General features: G+C 70.9%; 7 protein-coding genes, 1 tRNA gene and 2 pseudogenes. 8 read left to right on the forward strand and 2 right to left on the reverse strand.

The genetic code is table 11. The features are described from left to right. Positions 1-59 precede the first annotated feature (59 nt). Positions 60-2,798 carry a pyruvate dehydrogenase (acetyl-transferring), homodimeric type gene (aceE, locus tag ABZU52_RS30365; protein ID WP_354974372.1) on the reverse strand — a complete coding sequence of 913 codons (2,739 nt, stop codon included), beginning with the start codon at positions 2,796-2,798 and terminating at the stop codon, positions 60-62. Between the two features lie 178 nt (positions 2,799-2,976). Between aceE and ABZU52_RS30370 the strand changes: the two genes are divergently transcribed. Together ABZU52_RS30370 and ABZU52_RS30375 are read left to right on the forward strand one after the other, a co-directional pair. After that, positions 2,977-3,474 carry a hypothetical protein gene (locus ABZU52_RS30370; protein ID WP_354974373.1) on the forward strand — a complete coding sequence of 166 codons (498 nt, stop codon included), beginning with the start codon at positions 2,977-2,979 and terminating at the stop codon, positions 3,472-3,474. Between the two features lie 26 nt (positions 3,475-3,500). Next, entirely contained in the window at positions 3,501-3,905 is a 405-nt protein-coding gene (locus ABZU52_RS30375; protein WP_354974374.1) for a YjbQ family protein, read from the forward strand. Between the two features lie 204 nt (positions 3,906-4,109). Here ABZU52_RS30375 and ABZU52_RS30380 read toward each other — a convergent pair whose 3' ends face one another. After that, positions 4,110-4,241: a hypothetical protein gene (locus tag ABZU52_RS30380; protein ID WP_354974375.1), complete on the reverse strand. Its 132-nt coding sequence runs from the start codon at positions 4,239-4,241 to the stop codon at positions 4,110-4,112. A gap of 677 nt (positions 4,242-4,918) precedes the next feature. Between ABZU52_RS30380 and ABZU52_RS30385 the strand changes: the two genes are divergently transcribed. From ABZU52_RS30385 to ABZU52_RS30410, 6 genes and pseudogenes are all read left to right on the forward strand, one after another. Beyond that, positions 4,919-5,323: a MarR family winged helix-turn-helix transcriptional regulator gene (locus ABZU52_RS30385; protein ID WP_354974377.1), complete on the forward strand. Its 405-nt coding sequence runs from the start codon at positions 4,919-4,921 to the stop codon at positions 5,321-5,323. Positions 5,324-5,374: 51 nt separating this feature from the next. Further along, a pseudogene (locus ABZU52_RS30390) lies at positions 5,375-5,713 on the forward strand (transketolase); the annotation flags it as partial. A gap of 300 nt (positions 5,714-6,013) precedes the next feature. Then, a pseudogene (locus ABZU52_RS30395) lies at positions 6,014-7,978 on the forward strand (thiamine pyrophosphate-dependent enzyme); the annotation flags it as partial. Positions 7,979-8,090: 112 nt separating this feature from the next. Next, positions 8,091-8,528 (forward strand): DUF3052 domain-containing protein, encoded by a 438-nt coding sequence (locus ABZU52_RS30400; protein WP_030330240.1) that lies wholly within the window; start codon positions 8,091-8,093, stop codon positions 8,526-8,528. A gap of 118 nt (positions 8,529-8,646) precedes the next feature. Beyond that, complete coding sequence (locus ABZU52_RS30405) at positions 8,647-9,111, forward strand: peroxiredoxin (protein WP_354974376.1); 465 nt, start codon at positions 8,647-8,649, stop codon at positions 9,109-9,111. Positions 9,112-9,187: 76 nt separating this feature from the next. Then, positions 9,188-9,259, forward strand: a tRNA-Val gene (locus ABZU52_RS30410). The last annotated feature ends 494 nt before the right edge of the window (positions 9,260-9,753 follow it).

The following is a 9,753-nucleotide window of genomic DNA, read 5'->3' on the forward strand; positions in this document are numbered from 1 at the left end:
ACCCCCCACCCCACCGGGCCCGGGGGGGGGGCCGCCGGCCCCTCCTCAGTGCTGCGGAATCAGCTGTCGCCGCCGGTCTCGCCGACCGGGGCGGCGTTGACGTCGTCGATCGCGTACTTCTTGGCGGCCTCGGCCGGCACCGTGGTCGCCACCGCGCCGCTGCGGGCGAGCTGCCGCAGCGTGGCCACCACGATCGACTCCGCGTCGACGTGGAAGTGCCGGCGCAGCGCGTGCCGGGTGTCCGACATGCCGAAACCGTCGGTGCCGAGCGACGTGTAGTCGCCGGGTACCCAACGGGCGATCAGGTCCGGTACCGCGCGCATGAAGTCGCTGACCGCGACCTTCGGCCCGTCCGCGTCGGCCAGCTTCTGCTGGATGTACGGAACCTTCGCCTCGGCGCCCGGGTTGAGCAGGTTGTACTCCTCGGTCTCCACCGCGTCGCGGCGCAGCTCGGTCCAGGAGGTCACCGACCAGACCTCGGCGGCCACCCCCCAGTCCTGGGCGAGCAGCTGCTGGGCCTTGAGCGCCCACTGCATCCCGGTGCCCGAGGCGAGCAGGTTGGCCTTCGGGCCGTCGACCTGCGGTGCCGGCGCGTAGCGGTAGATGCCCTTGAGCAGGCCCTCCACGTCCACGTCGGCCGGCTCGGCCGGCTGGAGCGTCGGCTCGTTGTAGACCGTCAGGTAGTAGAAGACGTTCTCCTGCGCGTCCCCGTACATCCGGTGCAGACCCCGCTCCAGGATGTGCGCGATCTCGTACGCGAACGCCGGGTCGTACGCGACCACGGCCGGGTTGGTGGCGGCGATCAGCAGCGAGTGCCCGTCCTCGTGCTGCAGACCCTCACCGTTGAGCGTGGTCCGACCAGCGGTGGCGCCGAGCAGGAAGCCCCGGGCCATCTGGTCGGCCGCGGCCCACAGCCCGTCGGCGGTCCGCTGGAACCCGAACATCGAGTAGAAGATGTACATCGGGATCATCGGCTCGTCGTGCGTGGCGTACGCCGAGCCGGCCGCGGTGAATGAGGCCACCGAACCGGCCTCGTTGATCCCCTCGTGCAGGATCTGCCCGGTCGTCGACTCCTTGTACGACAGGAACAGCTCCCGGTCGACCGAGGTGTAGCGCTGGCCGTGCGGCGAGTAGATCTTCGCGGTCGGGAAGATCGAGTCGAGACCGAAGGTGCGGGCCTCGTCCGGGATGATCGGCACCCAGCGCTTGCCGAACTCCTTGTCCTTCATCACGTCCTTGAGCAGCCGGACGAAGGCCTGCGTGGTGGCCACCTTCTGCTTGCCCGAGCCGCGCTTGATGTCGGCGAACCGCTCCGGGCCGGGGATGGCCAGCCGCTTCGTGCTGGTCCGCCGGGACGGCAGGTACCCGCCGAGCTGCTCGCGCCGCTCCTTGAGGTACGCCAACTCCTCGGACTTCTCGCCCGGGTGGAAGTACGGCGGCAGGTAGGGGTTCTCCTCCAGCGCCGAGTCCGGGATGTCCAGGTAGAGCCGGTCGCGGAAGGTCTTCAAGTCCTCCAGCGTCAGCTTCTTCATCTGGTGCGTCGCGTTGCGGCCCTCGAAGTGCGAGCCGAGCGTCCAACCCTTGATCGTCTTCGCCAGGATGACGGTCGGCTGACCGGTGTGCTCGGTGGCCGCCTTGTAGGCCGCGTAGAGCTTGCGGTAGTCGTGCCCACCCCGCTTGAGGTTCCAGATCTCGTCGTCGGTGAGCGGCTCGACCATCTTGCGGGTCCGTGAGTCACGGCCGAAGAAGTGCTCACGCACGTACGCGCCCGACTCCGCCTTGTAGGTCTGGTAGTCGCCGTCGGTCGTGGTGTTCATCAGGTTGACCAGCGCGCCGTCGGTGTCCGCGGCGAGCAGCGGGTCCCACTCGCGGCCCCAGACCACCTTGATCACGTTCCAGCCGGCACCCCGGAAGAACGCCTCCAGCTCCTGCATGACCTTGCCGTTGCCCCGGACCGGGCCGTCCAGCCGCTGGAGGTTGCAGTTGATCACGAAGGTGAGGTTGTCCAGCTCCTCGCGGGCGGCCACGCCGATGGCGCCGAGCGTCTCCGGCTCGTCCATCTCGCCGTCGCCGAGGAACGCCCAGACGTGCTGCTGGGAGGTGTCCTTGATGCCGCGGTGGTGCAGGTACCGGTTGAACCGGGCCTGGTAGATCGCGTTCAGACCGCCGAGGCCCATCGAGACGGTGGGGAACTCCCAGAAGTCCGGCATCAGCCGAGGGTGCGGGTACGAGGGCAGCCCACCACCGGGGTGCGACAGCTCCTGGCGGAACCCGTCGAGCTGGTGCTCGCTGAGCCGCCCCTCCAGGAACGCCCGCGCGTACATGCCGGGCGAGGCGTGGCCCTGGTAGAAGATCTGGTCGCCGCCGCCGGGGTGGTTCTTGCCCCGGAAGAAGTGGTTGAAGCCCACCTCGTAGAGCGACGCCGAGCTGGCGAAGGTGGAGATGTGCCCGCCGACGCCGATCTCCGGGCGCTGCGCCCGGTGCACCAGCATCGCGGCGTTCCACCGGACGTACGCCCGGATCCGCCGCTCGACGTGCTCGTCACCGGGGAACCAGGGCTCGCGCTCGGACGGGATGGTGTTGATGTAATCGGTGGTGGTCAGGGGCGGAACCCCGACCTGGCGCTCACGGGCCCGCTCCAGCAGGCGCAGCATGACGTAGCGGGCACGTTTGGCACCGCGCTCGTCGATGACACCGTCAAGCGACTCGACCCATTCGCTGGTCTCTTCAGGGTCGATGTCCGGAAGCTGGCTCGGCAGGCCGTCGCTGATCACCGGGCGCTTGCGTTCCGTAGCCACAGGCGTTCCCTCGGTTGTGTGTGGGATAGGTCTCTAGCGCCATCCTGCCCCCTGGTGGCACCCCCCGTCACGTCTAGGTGCCCCCGACGCGATGCTCAACACAGGTACTCATCGGTAACTTAGCGCGACGATCGAGTGGAACCTGAGCGGTTTGACCGCCACTCCTACCGTCCGAGGCATGAACAGGGGCCCTGTCCTGGTTGCCGTCAGCACGATCGTTGTCGGGGTGACCGTGGTGGTGGTCGGTGCGGTCGGTGTCGCCTCCGGAGATGCGGCGTTGGTGGGAGCTGTCGGTTTCGGCGCCGTCGTGGCGATCATCGGCGTGGTCCTGCTCCGAGAAGCGAATCGTGCGGCCCGGATGGCGTCTGTGCGGGGCCGCCGACGCCGCGCGGACGGGGGCGGATACAGCGTCTACCCCGGGCCGACCGGGGACGCCGGCAGCGGGCACGTCAGCCGCCAGCGGGACGGCGACGATGGCGGCCCGGACGACCCGCAGCCGGTCGGTGGTGATCCCGGCGGCGGTTGGTCGGGGGGCGACTCGGGTGGTGGCAGGTCCGGCGACTCCGGTGGGGCCTGGTCCGGCGGCGACTCCGGTGGGGGCTGGTCCGGCGGCGACTCCGGTGGGGGCTGGTCCGGCGGCGGCGGTGACTCTGGCGGCGGTGGCGGGGGTTCCTGACCTCGCCCTGCGGCAGAATGCGACGTATGCGCAGCGACGTGATCACCGTCCAGACCGGGTCCCGGCCGACCGTCCGGGACATCACCGCGGAGGCCCAGCAGTTCGTCTCAGCCGAGGGCGACGGCCTGCTGCACGTCTTCGTGCCGCACGCCACCGCCGGCCTGGCGATCATCGAAACCGGGTCGGGTTCCGATGACGACCTGCTCAGCGCGCTGGCCGACCTGCTCCCTGCCGAGGACCGCTGGCGGCACCGACACGGCTCGCCCGGCCACGGCCGCGACCACGTCCTGCCGGCCTTCATCCCGCCGTACGCGACGCTGCCGGTACTCGGCGGCCGGCTGGCGCTCGGTACCTGGCAGTCGATCTGCCTCGTCGACACCAACGGCGACAACCCGACCCGCCAGGTCCGCTTCTCCTTCCTCCCCGGCTGACCCCCCGCCCCCCGCTTCGCGCTTTGCGCCCCCCGCTTTGCGCCCCCCGCTTTGCGCCCCCCGCTTTGCGCCCCCCGCTTCGCGCCCCCCGCTTTGCGCCCCCCGCTTCGCGCCAAGATCGTGCTCGAACCTGGATGTCAACACCGTTGCGTTAGCGCTGTGGCCGGCGGGTCAACCCGTGCTGGAGAAGGGGCCCCTGGTCGATCACCGTAGGTGGAGCGAGAAGATCGCGCCGATCATGCGGCTGCGGTTGTCGACATAGGGCGGAATGCATTCCTGTGTCGGGACACGAAGTGCACGATCGCGGAGCAGGGGCAGCGCGAGCGCGGCGATCATGCAGTTGTGGTGCCCGGCTTAGCCGTTTGCGGGCGTTTTGTTGCCCACCACAACTGCATGATCGGCGAGATGGCGCCGGTTGACGAACAGCCGTTCCGCCTAACGCAATGGCGTTGACCTGGATGTAGTGGCCTCGTCGGCGCGTCGATGCCACTACATCCGGGATGTTGCGCGGGGCGGCGGGCCGTCGCCCCCGGCTGCCGGCTGATCGCACCCGGTGGGGCCGTTCCCTTGTCAAGATCCGCGCAACTTCCCCGAAACTGCTGCCTGAACCCGCGCCGAGGCAGCACTTTCCCTGATGTTGCGCGGGCCGCAGCCCCGCGCGGGGCTGGCCCCTTGCGCGGGCTGGCCCCTTGCGCGGGCTGGCCTCTTGGGTGGGCTGGCCCCTTGGGTGGGCTGCGGCTTTGGGTGGGCTGCGGCCGTGGCCCGGGCGTGGCGTGAGCTGGGGAGTGGCCGGTCGAGCGGTCGGGCTGCGGGAGCCGAGGTGTTGGCCGCCTGGCCGCAGGTCCGCTTCAACATCAACGTGAGTGTGGTCCGTCCGGTTGGTGTGCCCGGACCTGATCGTTGAGCTGCTTGAACGGCGCGCTGCGTACGATGTGGTCGTGACGCGGCAGGTGGGTTCCGCAGCGGGCGGGCCGGTGGACCGGGCCGGCCTCGCCGTCGATGTGGTGCGGCGGATGGCCCACGTCACCGACGCGCTGCGACACCGGCAGGGCTCCGCGTTCGCCGAGTTGGGGCTCACCCCGGCGGCGGCCCGGGCGCTGCAGGAGTTGGACCCGGACCACCCGCTGCCGGCGCGGGATCTCGCCGGTCAGCTGGGTTGCGACCGGTCGAACGTGACGGTGCTGGTCGACAAGCTGGAGCAGGCCGGGCTGGTCGAGCGCCGCACCGACCCGACGGACCGGCGGCAGAAGACGCTGCTGGTGACTGCGGAGGGCCGCGTCGTCCGGGCCCGGGTGATCGAGGTGATGTCCGACTCCCGACTCCTGTCCGGGCTGCGCGACGAGGAGCTGCGCACCCTTCGTGACCTGGTCTGGAAGGTGTCTGACGGCGGCTGTCCGGAGTCCTGCGGGCCGGAGTGAGCGCACCCCCGCCGGCCGTGTCCCACTGGGCGAGCCGGGCTTCCGTCGGTAATGCTGTCCGACGTGACCACCCCGCAAGATCTCGACGACCGGTTCCGGGAGACGCTGGCGGCGCTGCCTGCCGGCGAGCGGCGGCGTGACCCCGCCGACCCGGTCACCGACGACGCCCCACTGACCGGTGCGCAGGTGCTGGACCTGTTCGACGCGCAGGTGACCAGCCGGCAGCTCGACCTGGCTGGCCGCTGGTTGCGCAGCTTCGGGGAGGGGTTCTACACCATCGGCTCGGCCGGGCACGAGGGCAACGCGGCGGTCGCCGCCGCGCTGCGTCCCACCGACCCGGCGCTGCTGCACTACCGCTCGGGAGCGTTCTACTGCCTCCGTGCCGCCCAGGCTGCCGCCGACCCAGCGCTGCGTGCCGCCCAGGCTGCCGCCGACCCAGCGCTGAGCGCCGCGTCTGGCGACCCGAAGTCGACCGCCGGCTCCGCGCCGTCCGGCGACCCCGAGTCGACCGTCGACGGCGCACCGGCCCGCGACCGCGCGCCCTCCGCCGATTCCGCGCCGCCCGTCAACAGCGCATCGGCCCGCGACCCCGAGCCGTCCGCCGACGGGACGTCGACCCGCGACCCCGCGCCGACCGCCGATCCGCCGGTGTCCGAATCGGAGCCGTCCGGGCCGGAACCAACCTCGGCGTACGCCGACGCCGCTCGGGACGTGCTGCGCGGGATGGTCGCGTCCAGCCTTGAGCCGATCGCCGGGGGCCGGCACAAGGTGTTCGGCCGGGCCGACCTGGCGATCGTGCCGACCACCTCCACCATCGCCTCGCACCTGCCCCGCGCGGTCGGAATGGGACTGGCCGTGGAGCGGCTGCGCCGGCTGGACAGCGCCGGACGGCGTACCGGCGTGCGGGTCGGCAGCGGCGCGGGCGCGACGCACACTCCCTGGCCACCGGACGCGATCGTGGTCTGCTCCTTCGGCGACGCCTCGGTCAACCACGCCAGCGCCACCGCCGCCTTCAACACCGCCGGGTGGTACGACCACGCCGGGCTGCGGATCCCGGTGCTCTTCGTCTGCGAGGACAACGGGCTGGGCATCAGCGTCCGCTCGCCGGAGGGCTGGGTCGAGGCGACCCTGCGGGCCAAGCCGGGAATCCGCTACTTCAGCGCGGACGGAGCCGACCCGGTGCAGACGTACGCGGTGGCGGCGGAGGCCGCGGCCTGGGTACGCCGTAACCGGCGGCCGGCCGTGCTGCACCTGCGCACCGTGCGGCTGATGGGGCACGCAGGGGCGGACGCGGAGTCGGCGTACCGGAGCCCGGCCGAACTGGCCGAGGACCTGGACCGGGACCCGGTGGTCGCCACCGCGCGGCTGCTGGTCGACGCTGGCGTGGCGACCGGCGAGGAGCTGCTGGCGCGGTACGACGAGACCGGCTGGCAGGTACGCCGGCTGGCCGAGGAGGTACTGGGCGAGCCGAAGCTGGCCGCCGCGGCCGACGTGGTGTCGGCGCTGGCGCCCCGCCGCCCGGTGCGGGTGGCGCGGGCGGTGGCCGACGCCGCGGCGCGGGCCAGCGGGCCGGGCGCGGGCGCCCGGACGGAGGCGTTCGGCGGCAAACCGCCGGAGCTGTCCGGGCCGATGACCCTGGCGCAGAGCATCAACGCCGCACTCGCCGACGGGATGCTCGACCACCCGCAGATGGCGATCTTCGGTGAGGACGTGGCCGCCAAGGGCGGCGTGTACGGGGTGACGAAGGGGCTGCGCGACCGGTTCGGGGCGGCCCGGGTCTTCGACACCCTGCTCGACGAGACGTCGGTGCTGGGGCTGGGCCTCGGTGCCGGGCTGGCCGGGATGCTGCCGGTGCCGGAGATCCAGTACCTGGCGTACCTGCACAACGCCGAGGACCAGCTGCGCGGTGAGGCGGCCACCATGCGCTTCTTCTCGCAGGGTGCGTTCCGCAACCCGATGGTGGTGCGGGTGGCGGGCCTGGCGTACCAGGAGGGGTTCGGCGGGCACTTCCACAACGACAACTCGGTGGCCGTACTCCGGGATGTGCCCGGTCTGGTGGTCGCGGTGCCGGCGCGGCCGGACGATGCCGCGCCCATGCTGCGGACCTGCCTGGCGAGCGCGGCGGTGGACGGCAGTGTCTGCGTGTTCCTGGAACCGATCGCGCTCTACCACACCCGCGATCTGTACGTGGATGGTGACGGAGAGTGGTTGGCCGGCTATCCGGAGCCGGGCGGGTGGGTGGCCGGGCACGTGCCGATCGGCCGGGCCCGGGTCTACCGGGTCGGACCGGCGGACGATCTCACCATCATCACCTTCGGTAACGGGGTACGGATGTCGCTGCGGGCTGCGGCCGTCCTCGCCGAGGAGGGGGTGGGCACCCGAGTGGTGGATCTCCGCTGGCTGGCCCCGCTGCCGGTGGCCGACATCATCCGGGAGTCCTCGGCGACGGGTCGAGTGCTGGTCGTGGACGAGACGCGCCGCTCCGGCGGGGTCGGCGAGGGCGTGATCGCCGCGCTGGTCGACGCCGGATATGTCGGTGCCGCGCGCCGAGTGGCAGGAGTTGACTCGTTTGTACCATTAGGTCCGGCAGCACGTCACGTACTGGTCTCCACGGAAGCCATTACCGACGGTGCCCGTACGCTGCTGGCACGGTAAATTCCGTTCCACCCGGTGCGCCACTTGCGCGCGGACCCACAACTGTGTGGACTTTGCCTGACGGCGTCGCACCGACGCCGCGAGCAGGGACGAGATGAGGAGGCACGCGACAGTGAGCGCGACCGCTGGTCAGGCCGCCGACGGGGTACGCAGCCTGGCGGACCGGTTCGGGATCGAACCGGGGATGGTCGTCATGGAGATGGGGTACGACGACGACGTCGACCAGGATCTCCGAGACGCCCTGACCGACCGCTGTGGAGATCTGGTCGACGAGGACACCGACGAGGTGGTCGACGCTGTGCTGGTCTGGTACCGGGACGGCGACGGTGACCTCTTCGAGCTGCTCGTCGATGCCCTCGGCCCGCTGGCCGACAACGGCGTCGTGTGGCTGCTCACCCCGAAGGCGGGGCGCGAGGGGCACGTCGAGCCGAGCGAGGTCGCGGAGTCCGCGCCCACCGCCGGCCTTCAGCAGACCTCGACCGTCAACGCCGGCCGGGACTGGAGCGGCGCACGTCTGGTGCTGCGTCGAGGGGCCAAGGCCAAGAAGTAACCAGCGCCGCTCCGCTCGCCCGACGGTCCGCCCACCGCCGGGCAGCACCCTGGTGCCGTTCACCCCGACTCGACGCCGTCGCCGGCATCGGCGAGGCCGAACAGCGAGGAGAGTTCGCATGCCCATCAAGGTTGGTGCCGAGGCACCGGACTTCGTGCTCAAGGACCAGAACAACCAGGAGGTCCGCCTCTCGGACTTCCGGGGTAGGCGCACCGTGCTGTTGGTCTTCTACCCGCTCGCCTTCACCGGCACCTGCCAGGGTGAGCTGAGCGAGGTGCGAGACAACCTCGGCGAGTACGTGAACGACGACGTCCAGGTGCTGACCGTCAGCGTCGACTCGGCCTACAGCCACAAGATCTGGGCCGAACGGGAGGGCTATCAGTTCCCGATGCTTGCCGACTTCTGGCCGCACGGCGCCGTCGCCCAGGCGTACGGGGTCTTCAACGACGTGGCCGGCTTCGCCAACCGGGGCACCTTCGTCATCGACAAGACCGGGGTTGTCCGCTTCGCCGAGATGAACGGACCGGGCGAGGCCCGCGACCAGCAGGGCTGGCGCAAGGCCATCGCCGAAGCGACCAGCTGACCGGGGTACGCCGTGCACCCGGGCCGGTGGCGTGCAGGTAAGCTTGCCAGCCACCGGCCCGCCACACGGGCGATCCGGGCGCGTAGCTCAGTGGGAGAGCACTCGCCTTACAAGCGAGGGGTCGCAGGTTCGAAACCTGCCGCGCCCACCCTGCACCACCAGCCGAAACCGCCCCGAGAAGATCAGCTCTCGGGGCGGCGACAGCAACGAGGTCTACGAGAGCCGTCCGTCGAGCTTGCCGAGGGCCTGACGCATCGCGTCGAGGTTGGCATGCGAGTAGACCTTGAGAGTGAGCTTCACGTCCGCGTGCCGGGCGATGGCCTGGGGACATGAGCCAGGCTGGCTGGGAGGCCAAGTGCATCGATCACCTCGATGTGCGGCCTTGCAAGCTGGGCTGGGAGATAAGCACCAGGAGGTACCCCCACCCTCCTACGCCATGGGCCAAGAAGGTCCTTACGCCATTCCTCCTAAGCTTGGAGGCGGCAAGCCCCCAGGCGTCGCGATGCAGCCCTTCACGTAGCTAATCCCGGCCACCATAGGAGCATCGGGATGGCATCGCGTCTCATGGGGTCATTCGCCTAGCGGAGCGCCCCGCCAGCGCCATTCCTTCAGCTGGGGGCGTCCTGGTAGCTCGATCCGGCC

Source organism: Micromonospora sp. NPDC005220 (genome assembly GCF_040607895.1).
Classification (GTDB): domain Bacteria; phylum Actinomycetota; class Actinomycetes; order Mycobacteriales; family Micromonosporaceae; genus Micromonospora.

Coding starts and splice junctions, on each gene's coding strand:
- ABZU52_RS30370 (WP_354974373.1), top strand. CDS start 2,977: ATGAACAGGGGCCCTGTCCTGGTTGCCGTCAGCACGATCGTTGTCGGG.
- ABZU52_RS30375 (WP_354974374.1), top strand. CDS start 3,501: ATGCGCAGCGACGTGATCACCGTCCAGACCGGGTCCCGGCCGACCGTC.
- ABZU52_RS30380 (WP_354974375.1), bottom strand. CDS start 4,241: ATGATCGCCGCGCTCGCGCTGCCCCTGCTCCGCGATCGTGCACTTCGT.
- ABZU52_RS30385 (WP_354974377.1), top strand. CDS start 4,919: ATGGCCCACGTCACCGACGCGCTGCGACACCGGCAGGGCTCCGCGTTC.
- ABZU52_RS30405 (WP_354974376.1), top strand. CDS start 8,647: ATGCCCATCAAGGTTGGTGCCGAGGCACCGGACTTCGTGCTCAAGGAC.